This is a genomic window from Streptomyces sp. NPDC058008, from assembly GCF_042886395.1.
Classification (GTDB): Bacteria; Actinomycetota; Actinomycetes; order Streptomycetales; family Streptomycetaceae; genus Streptomyces.
The window spans coordinates 1-23,612 of record NZ_JBHVQX010000018.1 but is presented as its reverse complement, the minus strand read 5'-3'; the positions used below and the strand labels follow the sequence as shown (position 1 = coordinate 23,612).

The 23,612-nt window shown below is 73.6% G+C and carries 17 protein-coding genes; 13 read left to right on the top strand and 4 right to left on the bottom strand.

Features of this window, described 5'->3' with window-relative positions; translation table 11 throughout:
* Positions 1-145: 145 nt before the first annotated feature.
* Positions 146-1,540: an SWIM zinc finger family protein gene (locus ACFVS9_RS19545; RefSeq protein WP_389933917.1), complete on the bottom strand. Its 1,395-nt coding sequence runs from the start codon at positions 1,538-1,540 to the stop codon at positions 146-148.
* A 468-nt stretch (positions 1,541-2,008) separates the two neighbouring features.
* Here ACFVS9_RS19545 and ACFVS9_RS19540 point away from each other — a divergent pair, with 468 nt between their 5' ends.
* The 5 genes from ACFVS9_RS19540 (at position 2,009) to sucD (ending at position 9,036) form a co-directional block, all read left to right on the top strand.
* Positions 2,009-3,121, top strand: coding sequence for an AAA family ATPase (locus tag ACFVS9_RS19540; RefSeq protein ID WP_383118602.1), 1,113 nt, complete (start codon positions 2,009-2,011; stop codon positions 3,119-3,121).
* Entirely contained in the window at positions 3,118-5,436 is a 2,319-nt protein-coding gene (locus tag ACFVS9_RS19535; protein WP_389933914.1) for a DUF5682 family protein, read from the top strand. The genes ACFVS9_RS19540 and ACFVS9_RS19535 overlap by 4 nt, the downstream gene beginning before the upstream one ends.
* A 38-nt stretch (positions 5,437-5,474) precedes the next feature.
* On the top strand, positions 5,475-6,656 hold the full coding sequence (locus ACFVS9_RS19530) for a VWA domain-containing protein (protein WP_389933911.1): 1,182 nt from the start codon (positions 5,475-5,477) through the stop codon (positions 6,654-6,656).
* 292 nt (positions 6,657-6,948) lie between these two features.
* Positions 6,949-8,130 carry an ADP-forming succinate--CoA ligase subunit beta gene (gene sucC / locus ACFVS9_RS19525; RefSeq protein WP_383118605.1) on the top strand — a complete coding sequence of 394 codons (1,182 nt, stop codon included), beginning with the start codon at positions 6,949-6,951 and terminating at the stop codon, positions 8,128-8,130.
* A gap of 21 nt (positions 8,131-8,151) precedes the next feature.
* Positions 8,152-9,036 (top strand): succinate--CoA ligase subunit alpha, encoded by an 885-nt coding sequence (gene sucD, locus ACFVS9_RS19520; protein ID WP_356737463.1) that lies wholly within the window; start codon positions 8,152-8,154, stop codon positions 9,034-9,036.
* Positions 9,037-9,134: 98 nt separating this feature from the next.
* Here sucD and ACFVS9_RS19515 read toward each other — a convergent pair whose 3' ends face one another.
* Positions 9,135-10,640: a helix-turn-helix domain-containing protein gene (locus ACFVS9_RS19515; protein WP_389933907.1), complete on the bottom strand. Its 1,506-nt coding sequence runs from the start codon at positions 10,638-10,640 to the stop codon at positions 9,135-9,137.
* A gap of 152 nt (positions 10,641-10,792) precedes the next feature.
* On the opposite strand from ACFVS9_RS19515, the gene ACFVS9_RS19510 reads away from it, so the two are divergent.
* Positions 10,793-12,973 (top strand): DUF6350 family protein, encoded by a 2,181-nt coding sequence (locus ACFVS9_RS19510; protein ID WP_389934091.1) that lies wholly within the window; start codon positions 10,793-10,795, stop codon positions 12,971-12,973.
* Between the two features lie 45 nt (positions 12,974-13,018).
* Here the strand turns inward: ACFVS9_RS19510 and ACFVS9_RS19505 are convergent, their stop codons facing one another.
* On the bottom strand, positions 13,019-13,876 hold the full coding sequence (locus ACFVS9_RS19505) for a hypothetical protein (protein ID WP_389933904.1): 858 nt from the start codon (positions 13,874-13,876) through the stop codon (positions 13,019-13,021).
* 239 nt (positions 13,877-14,115) lie between these two features.
* Between ACFVS9_RS19505 and purN the strand changes: the two genes are divergently transcribed.
* From purN to ACFVS9_RS19490, 3 genes are all read left to right on the top strand, one after another.
* Complete coding sequence (purN, locus tag ACFVS9_RS19500; RefSeq protein ID WP_383118759.1) at positions 14,116-14,772, top strand: phosphoribosylglycinamide formyltransferase; 657 nt, start codon at positions 14,116-14,118, stop codon at positions 14,770-14,772.
* A complete protein-coding gene (purH, locus tag ACFVS9_RS19495) occupies positions 14,759-16,312 on the top strand; it encodes a bifunctional phosphoribosylaminoimidazolecarboxamide formyltransferase/IMP cyclohydrolase (RefSeq protein WP_389933901.1) in 1,554 nt (517 codons plus the stop codon). The genes purN and purH overlap by 14 nt, the downstream gene beginning before the upstream one ends.
* 195 nt (positions 16,313-16,507) lie before the next feature.
* A complete protein-coding gene (locus ACFVS9_RS19490; protein WP_389933898.1) occupies positions 16,508-17,971 on the top strand; it encodes a DUF2079 domain-containing protein in 1,464 nt (487 codons plus the stop codon).
* 58 nt (positions 17,972-18,029) lie between these two features.
* On the opposite strand, the gene ACFVS9_RS19485 is transcribed toward ACFVS9_RS19490, so the two are convergent.
* Positions 18,030-18,632, bottom strand: a complete 603-nt coding sequence (locus ACFVS9_RS19485) for a hypothetical protein (protein WP_383118762.1) — start codon at positions 18,630-18,632, stop codon at positions 18,030-18,032.
* A gap of 233 nt (positions 18,633-18,865) precedes the next feature.
* Between ACFVS9_RS19485 and ACFVS9_RS19480 the strand changes: the two genes are divergently transcribed.
* The 4 genes from ACFVS9_RS19480 (at position 18,866) to ACFVS9_RS19465 (ending at position 23,474) form a co-directional block, all read left to right on the top strand.
* Positions 18,866-19,744, top strand: coding sequence for a bifunctional methylenetetrahydrofolate dehydrogenase/methenyltetrahydrofolate cyclohydrolase (locus ACFVS9_RS19480; protein ID WP_383118763.1), 879 nt, complete (start codon positions 18,866-18,868; stop codon positions 19,742-19,744).
* A gap of 19 nt (positions 19,745-19,763) precedes the next feature.
* Positions 19,764-20,786 (top strand): DUF3017 domain-containing protein, encoded by a 1,023-nt coding sequence (locus ACFVS9_RS19475; RefSeq protein ID WP_389933894.1) that lies wholly within the window; start codon positions 19,764-19,766, stop codon positions 20,784-20,786.
* Positions 20,787-21,214: 428 nt separating this feature from the next.
* Positions 21,215-22,309, top strand: coding sequence for a DUF2690 domain-containing protein (locus ACFVS9_RS19470; protein WP_389933891.1), 1,095 nt, complete (start codon positions 21,215-21,217; stop codon positions 22,307-22,309).
* Between the two features lie 175 nt (positions 22,310-22,484).
* Positions 22,485-23,474 carry a malate dehydrogenase gene (locus tag ACFVS9_RS19465; RefSeq protein ID WP_383118765.1) on the top strand — a complete coding sequence of 330 codons (990 nt, stop codon included), beginning with the start codon at positions 22,485-22,487 and terminating at the stop codon, positions 23,472-23,474.
* The last annotated feature ends 138 nt before the right edge of the window (positions 23,475-23,612 follow it).

The window sequence follows — 23,612 nt, the reverse complement described above, 5'->3', positions numbered from 1 at the left end:
GGAGCGGCAGAACGGGTGGGCGAACGAGCCGGAGAACGCGGCCGACAGCGGTGGACGGAGGGGACGAGGCCGCGCTCCAGGCAGGGCGGTGGACCGAAGGGGACGCGGGGCCGGGGAGAGCGGTGGCGCGGGCGGCCGAGGCGCGTCAGGTGAGGGCCACGGCCTCCGCGCCCGGACCTCCACCGCCGGCCGTCTCGGGGCACCAGGCGACGAGAGGGTCGAAACCCCGGTGCCCGCACTCGCCGAACACCGTCAGGGGGCCGCCGCCGGAGAGCGCCACGAGCGTCCACAGGCCCGGTCGCGACAGTGCGGCGGGTGCCACCGGCAGGGCGGAACCGTCCTCCGCGCCGACCAGCTGCCAGCCGTCCCCGGACGGCGCGGGTATGACGTCGCGCAGGACGACGGGCCAGGCGTCGAGCCAGGGGTCGTCCCGCAGTGCGTCGCCGTAGGCGGCGACGGCCTCGGCGGCCGTACCCCCCGGCGGAGGTGCCGTCGCGACGGCGGGCTCGCCGAACCGTTCCCCCAGCTCGGCCCGCAGCCTGCCGCCGCCCGGGTACCGTGCGACCTCGGCGTCGATCACCGCTCCCACCGGCAGCGCGTGCGCCGGGGCGCGCCCCGGCGCCCCGTAGGACAGCAGCAGCGCGGTACGTCCCGTGTCCGTGCCGCGCAGCCAGGTGCGGCGGGTGACGATCCTGCCGTCGGGGGAGTCGTACCGCGCGAGGACCAGCCAGCGGTCGCGGACCACCGGTCCTTCGGCGGAGGCCGTCAGCCCCACCCTCGTACGGACGGTGGCCGCGAGCGGGCCGGGCAGCCGGTCACGCCCGAGCCAGGCCGAGTCCAGCAGGTGCAGGAGTGCGCACTCCTCGAGCAGCCGTGCGGGCCAGCCGGGACCCGAGGCAGGGACCGATCCCAACTCCTTCACCCGGCCGGCGAGGCCCGGGGCCTGCGCGTCGACCATCCGGGCCGCGGTCTCCTCCCAGAGCCCGTACTCCGGCCGGCCGGTCGCCGCGAGCCCGCCGCGCAGCAGGTCGATGAGCCGCTGTTCCAGCTCCTGCGCCCCGCCCGTGATGCGCTCCGCCCTGCGTCCGGCACGGCGCGCGGCGGCCCCTCCTCCGGACGCCCCGGCCCCCGCCGGAGCGAGGGGCGGGCCTGCGGTCACCCGCCCGTACGGGTCCGCCAGCCATCGCTCCGCCCAGGGAGGCGGCTCCTCCGCCCGCGCCGGTGCCGGTGTGCGGGAGACGATGAGCAACAACCCCAGGACATGGGCGCAAGGAGGCTTCGCCGCAGGGCAACTGCACGTGTGGAAAGGGCCGTTCGCGTCGACGACCGTACGGCAGGGGGCCCCGTCCCCGCCCTCGTACATCCCCCACATCACACCCGGGCCGCCCTGACCCGTGTCGGACCACGCGTCCGCCGAACCGAGCGCACGGCCCGACCCGCGTGTCCCTTCGTCAGGCGCCAGGTCCAGGACCTGCTCCGCCGTCAGGCGCGCCACCGGGCCGGTGGGGCGCCAGGGTTCTCCCCCGTGAGATAGCACCATGGATCCGACGGTAGAGGGCGCCACTGACAATCGGCTCCGACCTGCGATTCCGTCCGTTCCCGGCCGACTCGGCCCGTGGGCCTCAGAACCCCCGTGCCGCTGCGCCGAGGCCGGTCGCCGGCGTTCGCGCGCCGGCCTCACGGCATGCTCGGGCGGCGGCCCACGTATCCGTGCACCGCGATCGTCAGGGCTACCGCGCGGGGCCCGCCCGTGCCGGGCGGTGGGCCCGACGCACCTCGGTGCCCAAGCCTTCTCCCCGCCCCGGCCGCACGTGGCAGGGACGGGGAACTGCCCACGAGCGTGGGACGGGTGTGTGCGCGGCGCCCGGCCCACGCCCGTCCCGCGAACTCGCCGCGAGCCCGGTCCGGGCCGTGCTCCCGCCCGTCACCGACGTGTGCCGGGGCCCGTTGTCAGTGGCGTGGTGCACCGTGGAAACCGCATCGGATCGACCGATCCGGAGGGGGATCCATGACCGTGCCCGTACAGACCGACGCCGCCGGCGGCGAAGCCCTGAGGCCGCACGCCGAACACGCCTTCGCCGACGAGCTGAGGTCGCTCGCCGCCGCCGACGACCGCCCCAGGCCCGCCCGTTGGAAGCTCTCGCCGTGGGCCGTCTCCACCTACCTGCTCGGCGGGACACTCCCGGACGGCACGCTGATCACGCCGAAGTACGTGGGCCCGCGCCGCCTCGTCGAAGTCGCCGTGAGCACACTCGCCACCGACCGCGCCCTGCTGCTCCTCGGGGTTCCCGGGACCGCCAAGACCTGGGTGTCCGAGCACCTCGCCGCAGCCGTCAGCGGGGACTCGACCCTGCTCGTCCAGGGCACCGCGGGCACGCCCGAGGAGGCCGTCCGCTACGGGTGGGACTACGCCCGGCTCCTGGCCCACGGCCCCAGCCGCGAGGCGCTGGTGCCGAGCCCCGTCATGCGGGCCATGGCCGAGGGCATGACCGTCCGCGTCGAGGAGCTCACCCGCATCCCCGCCGATGTGCAGGACGCGCTCATCACGATCCTCTCGGAGAAGACACTTCCCGTCCCCGAGCTGGGACAAGAGGTCCAGGCGGTCCGGGGGTTCAACCTCGTCGCCACGGCGAACGACCGGGACCGCGGCGTCAACGAGCTGTCCAGCGCGCTCCGCCGCCGGTTCAACACCGTCGTGCTGCCGCTGCCCGCGACGGCAGAGGCCGAGGTGGACATCGTGTCCCGGCGCGTGGCCCAGACAGGACACGCGCTCGACCTGCCGCCCGTGCCCGACGGCATGGCGGAGATCCGGCGCGTCGTCACGGTCTTCCGCGAACTGCGCGACGGCATCACCACGGACGGCCGCACCAAGCTCAAGTCGCCGTCCGGGACGCTGTCCACGGCGGAGGCCATCTCCGTCATCACCGGAGGACTCGCACTCGCCGCCCACTTCGGCGACGGCGTCCTGCGCCCCGGTGACGTGGCGGCGGGCATCCTCGGGGCCGTCGTCCGGGACCCCACGGCCGACCGCGTGGTCTGGCAGGAGTACGTCGAAACGGTCGTCCGGGAGCGTGACGGCTGGAAGGACTTCTACCGCGCCTGCCGTGAGGCCGCCGAATGACACCCCGCACCACGGGGACCGCCGCACCCGCGGAGCCCCTGCTCCTGGGGGTGCGCCACCACGGCCCGGGCTCCGCCCGCGCGGTCCTGGCCGCCCTGGAGTCCGCACGGCCGCCCGCCGTGCTCGTCGAGGGACCGCCCGAGGGCGACGCGTTGCTGCCGCTCGCCGCCCACGGCCGGATGCGCCCGCCGGTCGCGCTCCTCGCCCACGCCGCCGACGAACCGGGACGTGCCGCGTTCTGGCCGCTGGCCGGCTTCTCGCCCGAGTGGGTGGCGATCCGCTGGGCGCTGTCGCACGGGGTCCCCGTGCGCTTCATGGACCTGCCCGCAGCGCACTCGCTCGCGCTGACCGGACAGTGGGCGGACGGTCCGGAGGAGGACCGGGGCATCGACCCGATCGGCGTCCTCGCCGGGGCGGCGGGCTACGACGACCCGGAGCGCTGGTGGGAGGACGTCGTCGAGCACCGTGCGGCGGACGGAGGAGGGACGGGCGACCCCCGCGCCCCGTTCGCCGCGCTCGCCGAGGCGATGACGGCACTGCGCGAGGCGTACGGGGACGGCGGAGGGCATCCGCAGGACGCCGTCCGCGAGGCCTGCATGCGTCTTCGGCTGCGCGCCGCCCGCAAGGAATTCGGCGACGGCGTCGCCGTGGTCTGCGGCGCGTGGCACGTGCCCGCGCTGCGCGCGAGGACGACGGTCGCCGCCGACCGGGCACTCCTGAAGGGGATGCCCAGGATCAAGGTGGAGCTCACCTGGGTGCCCTGGACCCACCGCAGGCTCGCCCGGCACAGCGGATACGGCGCGGGCATCGAGTCGCCCGGCTGGTACGCGCACGTCTTCGGGTCCCCCGACCGGCCCGTCGAACGGTGGATGACGAAGGTGGCCGGGCTGCTGCGCGACGCGGACAGGCCCGTCTCCTCCGCGCACGTCATCGAAGCCGTCCGGCTCGCCGGGACACTGGCCGCGCTGCGAGGACGCCCGGCGGTGGGACTGACCGAGGCCACCGACGCGGTCGGAGCCGTCATGTGCGACGGGTCCGACGTGCCGCTCGCGCTCGTACGGGACCGGCTCGTCGTCGGCGAGGTCCTCGGCGAGGTCCCGGAGACCGCACCGGCCGTTCCCCTCCAGCGCGATCTCGACCGGCAGCAGCGCACGTTGAGGCTCAGGCCCGAGCCGGAGAGGCGCGAGCTGGACCTCGACCTGCGCAAGGACACCGACGCGGCCCGCAGCAGACTCCTGCACCGGCTGCGGCTGCTCGGGGTGCACTGGGGACGGCCCGCCGCGGGCCGGGGCAGCACCGGCACGTTCCGGGAGAGCTGGCGGCTGCGCTGGGAGCCCGAGCTGTTCGTCCGGACCGCCGAGGCCGGTGTGTGGGGCACCACCGTCCTCGGCGCCGCGACCGCCAGGACCGAGTCGGACGCGGTGTCGGCCCCGTCGCTCGCCGCGGTCACCGCGCTCGCCGAGCAGTGCCTCCTGGCGGGGCTGCCCGATGCCCTGCCCGTCGTGATGAGGGCCCTCGCCGACCGGGCGGCCCTCGACGCGGACGTGGGCCATCTCGCCGACGCCCTGCCCGCCCTGGCCCGCTCCCTGCGGTACGGGGACGTGCGGTCCACCGGCGGAGCCGCCCTGGGCGAGGTCGCCGTCGGCCTCGCCGAACGCGTCTGCGTGGGCCTGCCGCCCGCCTGCACCGGCCTCGACGCGGACGCCGCCGCCGAAGCGCACCTCCGGGTCGACGCCGTGCACACCGCGATCGGGCTGCTCGCCGACGCCGCGGGGGCGGACGGGCTGTCCGGACGGTGGTCGGGCGTGCTGCGCACGCTCTCCACCAGGGACACGGTCGCCGGAGTGATCCGCGGCCGTGCCACCCGGCTGCTCCTGGACGACGGGCTGCTGGCCGGGAGCGAGGCCGCGCGCCTGATGGGACTGGTCCTCACACCCGGCACCCCACCGGCCGACGCGGCGGCCTGGATCGAGGGCTTCGCCGGCGGCGCGGCGGGCGGCGGCCTGCTGCTCGTCCACGACGAACGGCTCCTCGCGCTCGTCGACGCCTGGCTGACGGACATCCCGGCCGGCACGTTCGACGACGTACTGCCCCTGCTGCGGCGGACGTTCTCCGCCTACGAGCCGGGGGTCCGGCGGACGCTGGGCGAACTCGTCCGCCGAGGACCGGATCCCGGCGGGGCGACCGGCGAGGTCGCCCCGGCCGCACCTGGTTTCGGTGAAGGGCTCGACGCGGAGAGGGCGGACGCGGTGGTCCCGGTGGTCCGCCTCCTGCTCGGCCTCGACATCCCGGCCGGGCGGGCGGGCGGAGGATGACGGCGGGCCGGGCGGGCGCGAAGACGGAGGAGAGGGCGATGGACGCGGTCCCTGGGGACGACGAGCGGCTCCGGCGCTGGCGACTGGTGCTCGGTGCCGACGGCGCCGGGAGCACGGGGCACGCGCTGACCGGCCGCGACGAGGCGGTGGACGGAGCGCTGAGCGCGCTGTACGGCGGCGGGAGGAAACCGGAGGGCCGGGGCGGAGCCGAGCGTTCCGGCGGGCTGGGGGCATCGGCCCCGGCCGTGGTCCGCTGGCTCGGTGACATCCGGACGTACTTCCCGGCCTCGGTCGTCCAGGTCATGCAGCGCGACGCGATGGACCGGCTCGGGCTCTCCTCCCTGCTGCTGGAGCCGGAGATGCTGGAGGCCGTCGAACCCGACGTCCACCTGGTCGGCACCCTGCTCTCGCTCAGCAGGGCCATGCCGGAGACGACGAAGGAGACGGCCCGCGCCGTCGTGCGCAAGGTCGTCGAGGACCTGGAGCGGCGGCTGGCCACCCGCACCAGAGCCACGCTCACCGGCGCCCTGGACCGCTCGGTCCGGGCCGGCCGGCCGCGTCACCGGGACATCGACTGGGACCGCACGGTCCGGGCCAACCTCAGGAACTACGTGCCCCTGCCCGGCCGTGAGGGGGCGGGCACGGTGATACCGGAGCGTCTCGTCGGGTACGGGCGCACGGACCGCTCCGTGAAGAAGGACGTCATCCTCTGCGTCGACCAGTCGGGGTCCATGGCCGCCTCCGTCGTCCACGCCGCCGTCTTCGGCGCGGTGCTCGCCTCGATGCGGACCCTGGCGACCCGGCTCGTGGTGTTCGACACCGTGGTGGCCGACCTCACCGACCAGCTCGACGACCCCGTCGACGTCCTGTTCGGCACACGGCTCGGCGGCGGTACGGACATCAACCGCGCGCTCGCCTACTGCCAGTCGCGGATCAGCCGCCCGGCGGACACCGTCGTCGTCCTCATCAGCGATCTCCGCGAGGGAGGGATCCGCGACGAGATGGCCGAACGGGCCGCCGCGATGACGGCGTCCGGCGTGCGGTTCGTGACCCTGCTGGCCCTCTCCGACGAGGGCGCCCCCTCCTACGACCGGGAGCACGCCGCCGCGCTGGCGGCGATCGGCGCGCCGGCCTTCGCCTGTACCCCGGACCTCTTCCCGGAGGTGATGGCGGCGGCCGTCGAAGGGCGGCCCCTGCCCGTACCGGACACCGCCCGGTGACCGGGGGACGTCCGGCGCGGCGGCCCGGACCGCCGCGCCGCCGGGCCCACCCGGACGACGTGCCGTTTTGTCCCTCGTACCCCGGTCACCTGGGCGGTCTGTGACCGTTATCACCGCTCAGGTGCGATCCGCAATTTAGGGTCCGGCGCGGCGCGGGGGATAACCTGCCGGATGGACATGCCGCGTACCCGGTCACCGTGTGCGCCTCCCCTGTGACCGCGCAGTCACGTTGCCCTCGCGGCACGCCCACGCAGAAAACGAACCGCGAGACCACTAAAAGGGACGGACGCGCGTGGACCTGTTCGAGTACCAGGCGAGGGACCTCTTCGCCAAGCACGGTGTACCGGTGCTGGCCGGTGAAGTCATCGACACGCCTGAGGCAGCCCGCGAGGCGACCGAGCGGCTGGGCGGCAAGTCCGTCGTCAAGGCGCAGGTGAAGGTCGGCGGCCGCGGCAAGGCCGGCGGCGTCAAGCTGGCAGCCACCCCCGACGAGGCGGTCGCGCGGGCGACCGACATCCTCGGCATGGACATCAAGGGCCACACGGTCCACAGGGTGATGATCGCCGAGCTGTCGCCGGAGATCGAGGCGGAGTACTACGTCTCGTACCTCCTCGACCGCACCAACCGCACCTTCCTCGCCATGGCGTCGGTCCAGGGCGGCATGGACATCGAGGAGGTCGCGGAGAAGACCCCCGAGGCCCTCGCGAAGGTCCCGGTCAACGCCGTCGACGGCGTCGACATCGAGAAGGCCCGCGAGATCGTGGCCCTGGCGAAGTTCCCGGCCGACGTGGCCGAGGGTGTCGCCGAGGCCATGGTGACCCTGTGGGACACCTTCGTCGCCGAGGACGCGCTCCTCGTCGAGGTCAACCCGCTGGTGAAGACCAAGGACGGCCGCATCCTGGCGCTGGACGGAAAGGTGTCTCTCGACGAGAACGCCGACTTCCGCCAGCCCGGCCACGAGGCGCTCGAGGACAAGGCCGCGGCCAACCCCCTCGAGGCCGCCGCCAAGGCCAAGAACCTCAACTACGTCAAGCTCGAGGGCGAGGTCGGCATCATCGGTAACGGTGCCGGTCTGGTCATGTCGACCCTGGACGTCGTCGCGTACGCCGGTGAGAACCACGGCAACGTGAAGCCCGCCAACTTCCTCGACATCGGTGGCGGTGCCTCCGCCGAGGTCATGGCGAACGGCCTGGAGATCATCCTCGGCGACCCGGACGTCAAGTCCGTCTTCGTCAACGTCTTCGGTGGCATCACCGCCTGCGACGAGGTCGCCAACGGCATCGTCCAGGCCTTGGAGCTGCTCAAGTCCAAGGGCGAGGACGTCACCAAGCCGCTGGTCGTGCGCCTCGACGGCAACAACGCGGAGCTGGGTCGCAAGATCCTCTCCGACGCCAACCACCCGCTGGTCCAGCGCGTGGACACCATGGACGGCGCGGCCGACAAGGCCGCCGAGCTCGCCGCGGCTGCGAAGTAAGGGACGAGGGACTCCAACACCATGGCTATCTTCCTCACCAAGGACAGCAAGGTCATCGTCCAGGGGATGACCGGCGCCACGGGCATGAAGCACACCAAGCTCATGCTGGCCGACGGCACCAACATCGTCGGTGGCGTGAACCCCCGCAAGGCGGGCACCTCCGTCGACTTCGACGGCACCGAGGTACCCGTCTTCGGATCCGTCGCCGAGGCGATGGAGAAGACCGGCGCCGACGTGTCCGTCCTCTTCGTGCCGCCGGCCTTCGCGAAGGCCGCCGTCGTCGAGGCGATCGACGCCGAGATCCCGCTGGCCGTCGTGATCACCGAGGGCATCGCGGTCCACGACTCGGCCGCCTTCTGGGCGTACGCCGGTTCGAAGGGCAACAAGACCCGGATCATCGGCCCGAACTGCCCCGGCCTGATCACCCCTGGCCAGTCCAACGCCGGCATCATCCCGGGCGACATCACCAAGCCCGGCCGCATCGGTCTCGTGTCCAAGTCCGGCACGCTGACCTACCAGATGATGTACGAGCTCCGTGACATCGGCTTCTCGTCCGCCGTCGGCATCGGTGGCGACCCGGTCATCGGCACGACGCACATCGACGCCCTCGCGGCGTTCGAGGCGGACCCGGAGACCGACCTCATCGTGATGATCGGCGAGATCGGCGGCGACGCCGAGGAGCGTGCCGCCGACTACATCGCGAAGAACGTCACGAAGCCGGTCGTCGGCTACGTCGCGGGCTTCACCGCCCCGGAGGGCAAGACCATGGGCCACGCCGGCGCCATCGTCTCCGGCTCCTCCGGTACGGCCGCCGCGAAGAAGGAGGCCCTCGAGGCCGCAGGCGTGAAGGTCGGCAAGACGCCGACCGAGACCGCCAAGCTGGCGCGCGAGATCCTCGGCGGCTGACCAGTCGTCGCGTCACCGCCTCACAGCGGGAACGGCGCGGGCCCGCATCCCTTCACGGAGATGCGGGCCCGCGCCGTTTTCATTGGGGGGCCGCCGGGTCAGGGAATGTGCGGAACCAACCGCTCCGGGCCGTGCGCCAGCTCCCCCTTGAGCGCCTTCCGCAACTTCAGGTCCTGAGGCGTCAGCTTCTCCGGACCGCCCAGCGGGGGGACACCGCCGACGGCTTCGGCGGGTGCCAGCGGCTGCTCGTACCGGGTGGGGGCCGTGTGCAGCGTGAAGACGGTGGTGCTCACGAGCAGCGCCCCGAAGCAGAGTGCCGCCCGGGTCCAGAGCTCCGCGACACGCTCGCCGCGCGCGCGGACGACGGGGGCCGGTGGCGGCGCCGGTACCTCCTCCGCCAGGGCCAGCGCGGCGAGCTGCCCGTGGAGCGGCACGGACCCGCCGCCGGTGTCCGCGGGCCCGGTGGGCCCCTTGTCGACGGGCTCCGCCGGCCGGGGCAGCCGATCGGCGACGGCGGCCCGGGCGTTCACCAGCCTGCCGGCCGCCGCCAGGGTGCTGGACTCCGTCTCCGCGGCCGTCTCCGGCAGCCCCAGCCCCACACCGTCGTGCAGCAGCAGCGTCCGGCGGTAGGACGGCGGCAGGCCGAGCAGGACGTCGAACAGCGCGCGTCGGGCCGGGTCGTCGGGCAGCGGATCCGCCCGGCGGTGGGTGCGGCGCATCCGGTGCCAGGGCGACATCGCGTACTCGTACGAAGCCGCCCGGACCCAGCCCGCGGGGTCGCGGTCCCTGGCCACCTCCGGCCAGCGCTGCCACGCGATCCTGAAGGCGTGCTCGACGGCTTCCCCGGCCAGCTTCCGGCGGCCCGTCAGCAGGTACATCTGGCGGGTGAGACCGGGCGCGGTGCGGCCGTACAGGGCGTCGTACGCCTCCTCGGCCGTGAGGCCGCCGGGCTTCGCCGGGACCTGATCCGCCCCCTCCGCCGCGGCCGGTTCCGGCGCGAGGGCCTCCGGACCGGTTCCGCCCCGGGCGGGGGCGGGACCGGCCCTGCCGGGGGTTTCCGCCGCGAGGGAGGCGTCCGGGGCGGGTCCGCCGGACGCGGCTGTGGAGCTCGGACCGTCCTCGACGGTCTCGGCCGTGGACCTCGGGCCGCCGTCGACGGTCTCGGCCGTGGACCTCGGGCCGTCCCCCACGGCATCGGTCGTGGACCTCGGGCCGCCCTCGGCGGTGGCCCGGGCCGGGGAACCGGTGCCGTTCCCGGCGATGTCGATGGAGGGCTCCGGGGCGCCCCCGTCGGTTTCGGCCGGTGACCCGGCGCCGTTCCCGGAGACCTCGGCCGTGGACTCCGGGGTGCCCCCGGCCGCCTCGGCCGGGGGCGGCGATGCGGCCTCCTGCCCGGCACAGCCGATCAGCCTGACGTAGGCCGCGCGCCGGCGCCCCCGTGGGCTGGCGCGTCCCGTCTCCCAGGCACGGACGGTGGCGGGTGTGACGCCCACGGCCGCCGCGACCTGTTGCTCAGTCAGGGCCCGTGCCTCGCGCAGCCGACGGCGCTCCTTGGGGGAGGGCAGCGGGGCGGCGGACGCCTGGCCCGTGATACTCCGCGTCATGTCCGGCCTCCGCCGCCCCCGAAGTTACTGAATTGGGTGAAAAAGTACATAAACATATATTGAGCGACACAGCGGCTATTCGCCCGTTACACGAAATAGGCGCGTGTCGTTGGCAGCATGGCGGCGTGACCCAAGTGACCGAGCGCAGCCCGATGTTGCCGGCCGAGCGGAGCAGGTCCGTCGCCCTGGCCTCCGCCTTCGTACGCGGAGTGCTCGCGGCGGGCCTCGGGCTCGGCGCACTGGCCGTCCTGGTCATGATGCTGTGGATCAGCTCTCCGTACCCCGACAGCGGACTTGCCGGAGCCCTCCACGTGGCGGCCGGGCTCTGGCTTCTCGCCCATGGCGCCGAACTCGTCAGATTCGACACCCTGGCAGGGCACCCCGCGCCCGTGGGCGTGGTCCCGCTGCTGCTGGTCGTCCTGCCGGTCTGGCTGGTGTACCGGGCCGGCCGGGACTCGTCCGAGAGCGGCGGGAAGGCTTCGGGCGGGCATTCGGCCGTCGGGGCGTTCTGCGCGGTGAGTGCCGGATATCTGCTGGTGGTACTCGCCTCGGCCGCGTACGCGCAGGGTGGTGGGCTGCCCGCAGACCGGGCCTCGATCGCCTTCCCCGTCACCCTCGTGGTGACGTGCTCCGCAGCCGCCGGGGTGTGGGTGGCGCGTGGCAGGCCGCTGACCCCGCTGCTGGTCTGGGCGCCGCTGAGGGTGCAGGAGGCGGCTGCCCGCTCCCGGTTCCGGGCGGGGGCCGGTACGGCCCTGCGGTCGGCCGCCGCCGGGGTGCTCATGCTCCTCGGGGGCGGGGCGCTGCTGGTCGCGGTGGCGCTGGTGTGGCACACGGGGGCGACCAGGGATTCCTTCCTGGGCCTGTCGGGCGACTGGGCGGGCCGGGTCTCGGTCCTCCTGCTGGCGGCGGCGCTCGTACCGAACGCGGCGATGTGGGGGGCCGCCTACGGCCTCGGACCGGGGTTCGCCGTCGGTACCGCGTCCCTGGCCACCCCGCTCGCGTTCACCGGCCCTCCGGCGCTCCCGGACTTCCCCCTGCTCGCAGCGGTGCCGTCGCACGGCCCGGGGGTGGCGGCGAACTGGGCGGCGGTCGCGGTACCGGCCGCGGCCGGCCTGGTCGTCGCCCGGTTCGTCGCACGGGCGGCGGCTCCGGTACGCGGAGGGCGCGAGGAGGCGTGGGCGCAGGGCATGACGGCACTGGTGGCGGGGACCGCGGCGGTGGGCTGCGGGGCCGGCGCGGCCGTACTCGCGGCGGCGTCGGGCGGCCCGCTGGGCACCGGGGCCCTGGCGGAGTTCGGCCCGGTGTGGTGGCTGGTGGGCCCGGCCGCGCTGGCGTGGACAGCGGTGATCGGCGTACCGGTGGCGCTGCTGCTCAGGGCGTGGCGGCTCAGGGAACACCGGTGGGGATGGCGCCTGGACATGGCGAAGGGCGCATCTGCGCGGACGACGGAGCCGGAGGCGGAGCCCGGGGGTTCGGGGACGGGGAAGGGAGCCGGGGAAGCGGGCGGCCCGGCGGAGCCGTACGACTTCCTGTCGGCCGACCCGTGGCACGGGGAAGGGGCGAGGGAGGCGCGCTGGGCGGCCCTCAGGAAGAAGTCGGGCGGGCTGATGGCGGACTTCTCGGCGGAGGTGAAGGCGAGGAAGAGGGGGGAGGCCGAGACCCGGCCGAAGCCGAAGGGGTGGGCGCGGATGTGGACATCGGACGGTGCGAAGGCCGGTCCGGGCCCTGGCCCTCTGCCCGCACCCGGCTCTTCTCCCGCGCCGGTTCCCGAGGCCACGCGGACCCCGGCCTCCGCGTCCGCCACCGGAGCCGCGGAAGCCCCGAGTCCGGTATCGGCCCCTGAGAGCGGGCGGGCTCCGGCTCCCACGTCAGCTCCTGAGGGCGGGCGGGCTCCGGCTCCCACGTCAGCTCCTGAGGGCGGGCGGGCTCCGACTCCTGAGAGCAGGCGGACCCCGGCGTCCCCGTCCGCCACCGAGGCCGCAGAAGCCGTGGACCCCGTATCACCCCCTGGGGGCGCGCAGGCCCCGGCTCCCGGGTCAGCTCCCGAGGTCACGCGGCCTTCGGCTCCCGTGTCGGCCCCCGAGGTCACGCGGGCTCCGGCTCCCCCCGCTGAGGCCCCGTCCGTTCCTGAGTCTCCGTCCGCCCCCGCGGCAGCGAGCACTCCTGAGCGTTCGTCCGCTCCCGAACCCCCGTCCGGCTCCACGGCGTCGGCCGACGAGGAGTCCGGTCCCGCCGTCGCAGCGGGTGATCCCGGCTCCGGGCCCGGTACGCCGACCGGCCGGGTTCCGGATGCCCAGGGGCACCCGGAACCCGGCCGGGACGCCGCACCGTGACGGGGGTCCCGGTGCGGCAGGGCGCGGGGTCGCGCGGGGGAGCAGCTACTCCTTCACACCGAAGAAGGGCTCCAGCGCGTCGGGCAGCTTGTCGTTGCAGGCGAGGGCGGCGGACTTGGTGAGCGCGTCGTTCACGCAGGTGTAGTAGTCGCGGTAGACCAGCTGGACCGTGTAGCCGGTGGCCACGATCGCCAGCGCCAGCAATGCCGTCACCAGGCCGCTGACGGCGGCCGTCGTCTGCTGGCGGCGGCCGCTCTGCACGGTGCCGGGCGCGGCAGTCGGCCGCGCGGGTGCGGCCGGCCGGTCCGTGCCCGTGGCCGCTCCCGCGTCCGGCGCCTGCGTCTTCCGCGGTCCGCCGCGCAGCGCGCTGATCGACCAGTACACGGCGAGGGCGCCGAGAAGCAGCGCGATCTCGGGGAAATCGAAGAGCGCGAAGAAGAACGCCCACATGCCGCCCAGCACCGCGTAGCGCGCGCGGCGCTGGGCCGGGTCGGTCGGGTCCCAGCGCAGACCGCCGGGGTTGCCCTCCGGGCCCCCGCCCTGGCCGTTCTGCCCGCCGGTGCCGCCCGGACGGCCGCCGAATCCGCCGTTCTGACGGCCCGGCTGCTGGTCGCTCCACTGACTGCCCCAGGCGGGGCGGTCACCGGAGCGGCCGCTGTCGCCGTTGCCGCCGCTCTCGTGGTTCCCCGGCGCGTGGGAGGGGTGGCGGGGCTGCCAGGGCTGGTCGGGCCGGTCCTCGGGCGGTGCCGCGAACGGGTTGTCGTCCGACGACCCGGACCCCGATCCCGACGGGGAGCCCGAGCCCGGCGAGGAGTCCGGCGATGAGGACTGGCGTTCCCGCATCAGCATGGTTGCCCGCTCGGGCAGCGGGTGGCCAAGGGCGGTGCGGAGGCGGTCCGGCATGTGGTGAACGTCTTCCCCATCTCGTCATTTCCGCCCGGGGGCGGTTCCCTGTCCCCTGACGCTACCTCCCGGCCGCGCCCCCGTCCCGTGGGGGCCGCCGGGTGTGCCGGTATCGTTGCTGACGGTCGGACCGTTCGTAGAGTTCCCCGTATCGCGGGACGAGCTTCTTTCGTACGACCATACAAACGCACCTCCTGCACATCGCGTACCTGCTGCACCACGCGAGAAAGGGCCCTGCTGTGGCCTCCCCGCCCTCCTCCGCCGCTCCGGCCCGTGTGGTCGTGCTCGTCTCCGGCTCAGGCACGAACCTCCAGGCACTCCTCGACGCGATCGGTGACGATCCCGAGGGCTACGGTGCCCGGATCGTCGCCGTCGGCGCGGACCGCCACGGCACCCTCGGGATCGAGCGTGCCGAGCGTGCCGGGATTCCCACCTTCGTGTGCAGGCTCGGCGCGTACGCGAGCCGCGACGCGTGGGACGAGGCGCTGGCCGCCGCGGTGGCGGAACACCGCCCGGACCTCGTCGTGTCCGCCGGGTTCATGAAGATCGTGGGCAAGGCGTTCCTGGCCGGGTTCGGCGGCCGTGTCGTCAACACCCACCCCGCCCTGCTCCCCAGCTTTCCCGGTGCGCACGGCGTCCGCGACGCGCTCGCGTACGGCGTGAAGGTCACCGGGTGCACCGTCCACTTCGTCGACGACGGCGTCGACACCGGTCCGATCATCGCGCAGGGCGTGGTCGAGGTGACCGAAGAGGAAACGGTGGAGGGTGAAGCCGCCCTCCACGAACGCATCAAGGAAGTCGAGCGCAAGCTGCTCGTCGAGGCCGTGGGGCGGCTCGCCCGTGACGGCTATCGCATTGAGGGACGAAAGGTTCATCTCGGTCATGTCGGTGAATAAGCCCATCCGCCGCGCCCTGGTCAGCGTCTACGACAAGACGGGGCTCGAAGACCTCGCCCGCGGTCTGCACGAGGCAGGTGTCGAGCTGGTGTCCACCGGCTCCACCGCCGGGAAGATCGCGGCCGCCGGTGTGCCGGTCACCAAGGTCGAGGAGCTCACCGGCTTCCCCGAGTGCCTCGACGGCCGCGTCAAGACGCTGCACCCCCGGGTGCACGCGGGCATCCTCGCCGACCTGCGCCTGGACACCCACCGCGAGCAGCTCGCCGAGCTCGGCGTGGAGCCGTTCGACCTCGTGGTCGTCAACCTGTACCCGTTCAAGGCGACCGTCGCCTCCGGCGCGTCCGACGACGAGTGCGTGGAGCAGATCGACATCGGCGGCCCGTCGATGGTCCGCGCCGCCGCCAAGAACCACCCGTCCGTGGCGGTCGTCACCAGCCCGGAGCGCTACGCCGACGTCCTCGCCGCGGTCAAGGGCGGCGGCTTCGACCTGACCGCCCGCAAGCGGCTGGCCGCCGAGGCCTTCCAGCACACGGCGGCGTACGACGTGGCCGTGGCCTCCTGGTTCGCCGACGGTTACGCGGCCGCCGACGACTCAGGCTTCCCCGACTTCTCCGGTGCCACCTTCACGCGCAAGAACGTCCTGCGCTACGGCGAGAACCCGCACCAGCCGGCGGCGCTCTACACCTCGGGCGAGGGCGGTCTCGCCGAGGCCGAGCAGCTGCACGGCAAGGAGATGTCCTACAACAACTACACGGACACCGACGCCGCGCGCCGCGCCGCCTACGACCACGCCGAGCCGTGCGTCGCGATCATCAAGCACGCCAACCCGTGCGGTGTCGCCATCGCCGACGACGTCGCGACGGCGCACCGCAACGCACACGCCTGCGACCCGCTGTCCGCGTTCGGCGGCGTCATCGCCGTCAACCGGCCGGTGACCGTCGAGATGGCCGAGCAGGTCGCGGAGATCTTCACCGAGGTCATCGTCGCCCCGGCGTACGAGGACGGCGCCGTCGAGGTGCTGGCCCGCAAGAAGAACATCAGGGTGCTGCGCTGCCCCGACGCCCCGGCCTCCACCGTCGAGGTCAAGCCGGTCGACGGCGGAGCCCTGCTCCAGGTCACCGACCGGCTCCAGGCCGACGGCGACGACCCGGCCAACTGGACCCTCGCCACCGGTGAGGCCCTGACCGCCGAGGAGCTCAGGGAGCTCGCCTTCGCCTGGAAGGCCTGCCGGGCCGTCAAGTCCAACGCCATCCTGCTCGCCAAGGACGGCGCCTCGGTCGGCGTCGGCATGGGCCAGGTCAACCGCGTCGACTCCGCGAAGCTGGCCGTCGAGCGGGCGGGCGAGGAGCGGGCACGGGGCTCGTACGCCGCCTCGGACGCCTTCTTCCCCTTCCCGGACGGGCTGGAGATCCTGACCGCCGCCGGCATCAAGGCCGTCGCCCAGCCGGGCGGTTCGGTCCGTGACGAGCTCGTCGTCGAGGCCGCGAAGAAGGCGGGCGTGACCATGTACTTCACGGGCACGCGCCACTTCTTCCACTGACGTCCACCTCGTCGCACCACCGCAGGCCGCACCTCCCCCAGGGGGTGCGGCCTGCGGTGCGTGACGGCGTACGGGGAGCAGCTGTTCGTACGAGGGGGAGTCGCTGCTCTGTTCTAATGAATGGCCTTGCCGGGCCGCGGCGGGCGGGACCGGTGCGGCCCAGCAGTGACCAGTGAGGGACTCCGTTGCGGGGGCATGGTGCTTGACCTGAACCAGAGTGAGACCGACGCGCCCGGCGAGCAGGCCCCGGGACCGGCCGGGGGCACGGCCCACCCGGCGCCGCTCCGCCCGTACCTGATCGCCGCCGCGGTCCTGTGCGCGCTCTACTTCCTCTACGCGTACCTGCGGTTCAGCCACTTCCAGTCACCCTCCTGGGACCTCGGCATCTTCGAGCAGGAGGTGCGCGCCTACGCGGGGTTCGACGCCCCGGTCGTCGACATCAAGGGCCCCGGCTACCTGATACTCGGCGACCACTTCAGCCCCGTGGTGGCGCTCCTGGCCCCGCTCTACTGGATCTGGCCGTCCGCCGCCGCCCTGCTGTTCGCGCAGGCCGCCCTGTTCGCGGCCTCCGCCGTGATCGTCGGGCGTACGGTCCAGCAGATCCTGGGCGGCCGCTCCGGTCTCTGCGTCACCGTCGCCTACGGGCTGTCCTGGGGGCTCCAGGAGGCGGTGAAGGCCGACTTCCACGAGATAGCCCTCGCCGTCCCGCTGGTCGCCCTGGTCTGCCGGGCGCTGCTCATGGAGCGCTGGCGGGCCGCCGTCCTGTGGTCGCTGCCGCTGGTCCTGGTCAAGGAGGACCTCGGGATCACCGTCGCCGTCGTCGGCGGTCTCCTGGCCCTGTACGGGCGCCGGGTCCAGGGGTTCCTCCTGGCGTCCTTCGGTGTGTTCGCGTTCGCACTGACGGTGCTGGTGCTCATACCGGCGGCCAGCACCGCGGGCACGTACGACTACTGGAAGAAGATCGAGGAGAACGGCGGGCAGGAGGTCTCCACGCTCGACTCCCTCCTCGGCGTACTCGACTCCTCCGTCAAGCTGGAGATGCTGGTCTTCCTGGTCGGCATCACCGCCTTCATGGCGCTGCGCTCACCCCTGGTCCTGCTCGTCCTGCCCACCCTCGGCTGGCGCCTGCTCTCCCAGGACTCCAACCACTGGGGGATGGTCTGGCACTACAGCGCGATCCTCATGCCGGTGGTGTTCCTCGCCATGGCCGACGGTGTCCGCCGCAGCCGGGAATCGAAGCGGCCCTGGCTCGTCTCGTACGCGAACGTGGCCGTGCCCATGGCCACGGCCATCGCCCTCGCGATGACCCAGCACCTGCCGCTCCGCGACCTGCTGCGCCCGGAGACGTACCGCAGCGACGCGCGCACCCACGCGGCCGAGGAGGCGATCGAGGCCATACCCGTGGGCGCGCGGGTGGAGACGGACATCACGCTCATGGCGCACCTGACCGCGGACCGCACCGTCTACTGGATCGGCGGAGCCCCCGGCACCGCGCCCGACGTCGTCGCGATCAACCTGGACTTCGGCTGGTCACAGCCGATCGACGACCCGGTGAAGTACGCCGAGCAGCTCCACCCGGAGGCGCGCTACCGGATCACCCGGGAGGCGGGCTCCTTCGTCGTCATGGAGCGGACCACACCGGTGCCCGGGAACGGCTGAAGGCCGCACACCCGCCGGAGAGCGGGTGCCACGGCCTTCACGCGCGGGCGGGGACGGCTCAGTACTGCGGCTGCTGCTGGCGGTTGAACCAGGCTCCGCCGTCGGCCTTCGCCACGAAGACGACGACCAGGATGGCGAGCACCGTGTGGATGAGGCCCATCACCACGAACGGGTAGATGCCGAGGATCGCGGTGATCACGCCGAAGACGATGGCGGTGATGCGGATCCCGTTGCCCCCCGAGCCGAACTTGGCCCCCAGGAAGACGGCGAGCACGCCCCAGAGCACGGCGAAGACGACGATGCCCCACAGCGCGGCGCCCGAGTAGTCGGCGAGCTGCTGGAACTGGACGTCGTCCTTCAGCGTCGCGTCGTTCTTGGCGGCGTTCACGGCCGCGGCGGCGAGGGCGACGAAGATCGCACCGATGACCTGGAGCCCGGCTATCACGAAGAGCATGACGCGGGCGGCCTTCACTCCGCCGGGCATCTCGGTGGGGCCGCCGGGGAAGCCGTAACCGCCCTGGACCGGCGGTGCCTGCGGGTAGCCGTAGCCCTGCTGGGGCGCGCCCTGCGGGGGCTGCTGCGGGTAGCCGTAGCCCGGCTGCCCGCCCGGCTGTCCACCCTGCTGCTGGCCGTAGGGGTTGTTGGGGTCGCCGAAGCTCATGGCGAATTTCCTCCGTTTGCGAAGTGCGGGGACGACGCGGCCGGACGGAGGAACTGCCTGCGATCAAGCGGTGGTCCCCCCGACACTGTCCGCGGTGATGCGGGCCTTATCGTCGTCGTGACATCCACTTCTTGTCCAGCCGATTGCCGAATGCGTTGTGCAAGTGCAATCTCGTGTCCACCTGGCAAGCCAGGATTGGTACCCGGGAGGGGTCATCCGCGAGGATGGGTGTCATGACTGCCCAGATTCTCGATGGCAAGGCCACCGCAGCTGCGATCAAGTCCGATCTGACCGTCCGCGTGGCGGCCCTCAAGGCACAGGGCATCACCCCCGGCCTGGGAACCCTGCTCGTCGGCGACGATCCGGGCAGCCGCTGGTACGTGAACGGCAAGCACCGTGACTGCGCCCAGGTCGGCATGGGCTCCATCCAGCGTGAACTCCCCGACACCGCCACCCAGGAGGAGATCGAGGAGGTCGTGCGGGAGCTCAACGACAACCCCGACTGCACGGGTTACATCGTGCAGCTCCCCCTTCCCAAGGGCATCGACACCAACCGCATCCTGGAGCTGATGGACCCGGCGAAGGACGCGGACGGACTGCACCCGATGAGCCTGGGCAAGCTCGTCCTGAACGAGACCGGCCCGCTGCCCTGCACCCCGCAGGGCGTCGTCACCCTGCTCCGCCGCCATGGCGTGGAGATCAACGGCGCCCACGTCGTCGTCGTCGGCCGGGGCGTCACCATCGGCCGGCCGCTCCCGCTGCTGCTGACGCGCAGGTCCGAGAACGCGACCGTCACCCAGTGCCACACCGGCACCCGTGACCTCTCGGCGCACCTCAGGCAGGCCGACATCATCGTCGCGGCGGCCGGTGTGCCCCACCTGATCAAGCCCGAGGACGTGAAGCCGGGCGCGGCGGTGCTCGACGTCGGCGTCAGCCGGGACGAGAACGGCAAGATCGTCGGAGACGTCCACCCGGGCGTGGCCGAGGTCGCCGCGTGGGTCGCCCCGAACCCGGGCGGTGTCGGGCCGATGACCCGGGCCCAGCTGCTCGTCAACGTGGTCGAGGCGGCCGAGCGCGCCGCCGCCGAGGCCTCCGCCGCATCGGCCGGCTGACCCGGACCGGAGGAACGTCATGGGTGCTGGTGCGAGTCGGGCGGACGGTACGCGCACGGGCCTGCCGGCCGAGGAGGCGGGCAGGCCGGAGGAGGCCGGGGTGACGGAGGAGGTCCTGGTGTCCGGAGACCCCGAGAAGCCCGGGGTGTCCGGCGGGGGAGCCGTGGGTGGGACCGGCGTACCCGCGGGGGAAGCCGGGGGAGCCGCAAGGCGTGAGGAACCCGCCGTACGGGGGGTGACCGAGGCGTCCGGGGATGCCGAGGCGCCTGCCGGAGCCGGAGCACCCGTCGCCGCGGAGGCATCCGCTCCGGCGGACCCGTCGGAGCGGGTCGCGGCCGAGGCGCCCGTCCCGGCCACGGTGCCGGACGCGTCCGTTCCGGCAGGAGCGTCCGCGCTGGCGGACGCGCCCGTCCCTGCAGGAGCCCCTGCGTCGGCCGACGCGTCCGTCCCGGCAGGAGCCCCTGCGTCGGCCGACGCGTCCGTCCCCGACGAGGTATCCGCCCCCGGCAAGGCCGCTGTCCCCGACGACGCGTCCGCTCGGACGGAGGACGCGGCAGAGGCGCAGGCAGAAGCAGTGGCCGATGCCGATGCCGAGACCGGAGCCGGTGCCGGTCCCGTGGCGGCGGAGGACGGCGGGGCGACGCGTTCGCGCTCCCGACGCTTCTCGCTGACGCGTGACACCGCGCGTCCCGAGGGCGGCGGCCGGGCCGCGCCCGGAGACGCCCCCGCCCCCGCCCGGCAGTGGCCGCTCCTCACGGTGCTCTGCACGGCCGGGCTCGGGCTGCTGATCGTCGGGACCAACCCCTTCGCCGAGGCGTTCAGGATCGGCGCCATGCTGATGGGCTTCGCCCTGCTCGCCGGGGCGGTCCTGCGCTGGGTCGTGCCGTCCGTCGGCATGCTGGCCGTACGGTCCCGGTTCACCGACCTGGTCACGTACGGCCTGATGGGCGCCCTGATCGTGCTGCTCGCGCTGATGGCGCAGCCGAAGCCCTGGCTACAGGTTCCGATCCTCCAGGACCTGGTGCACTTCACGATCCGCTGAGAAGTGTCCGTCCCCTCCCCCGAGAAGGGACGGACACCGGACGGGCACCGGTGCGAGAGGCGCCGGAATGCGGCGACTTGAGCGGCCTTGCCCTGTCCTGGGTCAAGCGTCGGGGAGACGAGGTGCCGGGTTCAAGGGATGCCCGGCGCCTGTGGCACGGAAGTGACCATTCCGCCACTGTGTGATCGTCACGCAACGGCGGAGAACCCGCTGGGCACACGCTACGGCGCACGCCGGAGCGCGTGCCCGAGCGGAATGCACCCGTGCGCCCCTTTGTCCGGAACTGATGTGCGGGATCCGCGCATCCTTCTGGGTAGACCAAAGCCCGGGACCGGGCGGTCCGACGGCTCGGGTGGCACGGGAAAGCGCCGGTGCCGGGGCTCAGGGGCCGCGCCGGGGCGTCCGGGGGAGATCGGCTGGGGGAAGCAATGCCTCGTTGGAAGGCGTTACCGGAAGAACTCGATCCGCATATGCGGGAGTTCGTGGGCCAGTTGCGCCAACTGGTCGACGGTGGCGGGCTGAGCCTGGCCGCGGTCGCCGACCGCACGGGCTACAGCAAGGCGTCGTGGGAGCGCTACCTCAACGGCAGGCTGCTCGCACCCAGGGGGGCGACCGTCGCGCTCGCCGAGGTGACGGGCACGCAGCAGCACCCTCTGATGACCCTGTGGGAACTCGCGGAACGGGCCTGGAGCCGCTCCGACATGCGCCACGAGCTGACGATGGAGGCCATCAGGATCTCCCAGGCGCGTGCGGCGCTCGGTGAGGCAGGTGTGGCCCCGGCCCCCGTGGCGGGCAGGTGCACGGCCGACGGCGGTACGGCCGCCCCCACCGCCGAGTTGCCCGGGGGAAGGGCGCACGACGAGGGCCGTCCGCAGCAGGAACCCGTCCACCAGGCCGCCGCCGCTCGGGTCCCGCGACCCGGGCGGCCGGAGGTCGTGCCGGGCGCCGGTGGGGGCGCGTCCCGTACGGGCGCCGGTCCCGGCGAGCAGCGGAACGGCGGCCACCGCGGGCCGGCGGTGTTCCTCGCCGGTCTGGTGGGCGCGCTGACGCTGACGGTCGGTGCCGTGCTGCTCGTCGACGCGGGCAGGGACGACGACGCCGTCGCGTCCGCCGCGAGACCGTCCGCCACGACACCGCCGGTCGCGACACCGTCCGCCGTGCCCGCCACGAGTGCGCCCCGGCTGCCCGCCGGTGTCGGGTGCGGCGGTGCCGGCTGCACCGGGCAGGACCCTGAAGGCATGGGCTGCGGAGGCCGGTTCGCCGGCACCGTCGCCCGGGCGACGGTCGGAGGCGGTCTCGTCGAGGTCCGCTACAGCGAGATCTGCGGGGCCGCGTGGGCCCGTATCACCCAGGTGTCCCCGGGAGACACCGTGAAGATCACCGTGGGTCCGTCGGTGCAGGTCGGCAGGGCGGACGCGGAGGCCGAGGCGTACACACCGATGGTCGCCGTGGAGAAGCCCTCCGACGCCGAGGCCTGCGCGGCCCTCGCCTCCGGGGCGACCGGCTGCGCCACGGCGGAGTGAGGGGAGGAGCGGCTGCGTTGCGTAACCGGTTGTGTGCGGTCCCACAGGGGGGCGGGCGGCCCGGGCCGCGAGGGTCGGATAGCCTGACCGCTGGATATCTCTTCACGTCAAGATTCAGAGGTGTCCTGCACCAGGGGCAGTGACCCCCACCGCCAGCTGTCTAACGGAGATCGCCATGACCCGCACTCCCGTGAATGTCACCGTGACCGGCGCAGCCGGCCAGATCGGCTACGCGCTGCTCTTCCGCATCGCCTCCGGCCACCTGCTCGGCCCGGACGTGCCGGTCAACCTGCGACTCCTCGAGATCCCGCAGGGCCTGAAGGCCGCAGAGGGCACCGCCATGGAGCTCGACGACTGCGCCTTCCCGCTGCTGCGTGACATCGAGATCACGGACGACGCCAACGTCGGCTTCGCCGGCGCCAACGTCGCCCTCCTGGTCGGCGCCCGCCCGCGCACCAAGGGCATGGAGCGCGGCGACCTGCTGTCCGCCAACGGCGGCATCTTCAAGCCGCAGGGCAAGGCCATCAACGACAACGCCGCGGACGACATCAAGGTCCTGGTCGTCGGCAACCCCGCCAACACCAACGCCCTGATCGCCCAGGCCGCCGCCCCGGACGTACCGGCCGAGCGCTTCACCGCGATGACCCGGCTGGACCACAACCGCGCGATCTCGCAGCTGGCCGCCAGGACCGGTGCCGCCGTCTCGGACATCAAGCGGCTGACGATCTGGGGCAACCACTCGGCGACCCAGTACCCGGACATCTTCCACGCGGAGATCGCCGGCAAGAACGCCGCCGAGGCCGTCAACGACGAGGCCTGGCTGGCCGACACCTTCATCCCGACCGTCGCCAAGCGCGGCGCCGCGATCATCGAGGCCCGTGGCGCGTCCTCGGCCGCCTCGGCCGCCAACGCCGCCATCGACCACGTGCACACCTGGGTCAACGGCACCGCCGAGGGCGACTGGACCTCGATGGGCATCCCGTCGGACGGCTCCTACGGCGTCCCCGAGGGCATCATCTCCTCCTTCCCGGTCACCACCAAGGACGGGAAGTACGAGATCGTCCAGGGCCTGGACATCAACGAGTTCTCCCGTGCGCGCATCGACGCGTCGGTGCGCGAGCTCACCGAGGAGCGCGACGCGGTCCGCGAGCTCGGCCTGATCTGACCGGAGCCCGGCCACCGGCCGGATCCGGAACCCCAGGAGGGGGGGCCCCGCCGCCGCGGGGGCGGGGGGGGGCCCCCGGGGGGAGGCGGGGGGGGCGCCCGCCGCGCGGGCGCCCCCCCCGGGCCCCCGGGGCCCCCC

Coding starts and splice junctions, on each gene's coding strand:
- ACFVS9_RS19545 (WP_389933917.1), bottom strand. CDS start 1,540: ATGGTGCTATCTCACGGGGGAGAACCCTGGCGCCCCACCGGCCCGGTG.
- ACFVS9_RS19540 (WP_383118602.1), top strand. CDS start 2,009: ATGACCGTGCCCGTACAGACCGACGCCGCCGGCGGCGAAGCCCTGAGG.
- ACFVS9_RS19535 (WP_389933914.1), top strand. CDS start 3,118: ATGACACCCCGCACCACGGGGACCGCCGCACCCGCGGAGCCCCTGCTC.
- ACFVS9_RS19530 (WP_389933911.1), top strand. CDS start 5,475: ATGGACGCGGTCCCTGGGGACGACGAGCGGCTCCGGCGCTGGCGACTG.
- sucD (WP_356737463.1), top strand. CDS start 8,152: ATGGCTATCTTCCTCACCAAGGACAGCAAGGTCATCGTCCAGGGGATG.
- ACFVS9_RS19515 (WP_389933907.1), bottom strand. CDS start 10,640: ATGACGCGGAGTATCACGGGCCAGGCGTCCGCCGCCCCGCTGCCCTCC.
- ACFVS9_RS19510 (WP_389934091.1), top strand. CDS start 10,793: ATGTTGCCGGCCGAGCGGAGCAGGTCCGTCGCCCTGGCCTCCGCCTTC.
- ACFVS9_RS19505 (WP_389933904.1), bottom strand. CDS start 13,876: ATGCCGGACCGCCTCCGCACCGCCCTTGGCCACCCGCTGCCCGAGCGG.
- purH (WP_389933901.1), top strand. CDS start 14,759: ATGTCGGTGAATAAGCCCATCCGCCGCGCCCTGGTCAGCGTCTACGAC.
- ACFVS9_RS19490 (WP_389933898.1), top strand. CDS start 16,508: ATGGTGCTTGACCTGAACCAGAGTGAGACCGACGCGCCCGGCGAGCAG.
- ACFVS9_RS19485 (WP_383118762.1), bottom strand. CDS start 18,632: ATGAGCTTCGGCGACCCCAACAACCCCTACGGCCAGCAGCAGGGTGGA.
- ACFVS9_RS19480 (WP_383118763.1), top strand. CDS start 18,866: ATGACTGCCCAGATTCTCGATGGCAAGGCCACCGCAGCTGCGATCAAG.
- ACFVS9_RS19475 (WP_389933894.1), top strand. CDS start 19,764: ATGGGTGCTGGTGCGAGTCGGGCGGACGGTACGCGCACGGGCCTGCCG.
- ACFVS9_RS19470 (WP_389933891.1), top strand. CDS start 21,215: ATGCCTCGTTGGAAGGCGTTACCGGAAGAACTCGATCCGCATATGCGG.
- ACFVS9_RS19465 (WP_383118765.1), top strand. CDS start 22,485: ATGACCCGCACTCCCGTGAATGTCACCGTGACCGGCGCAGCCGGCCAG.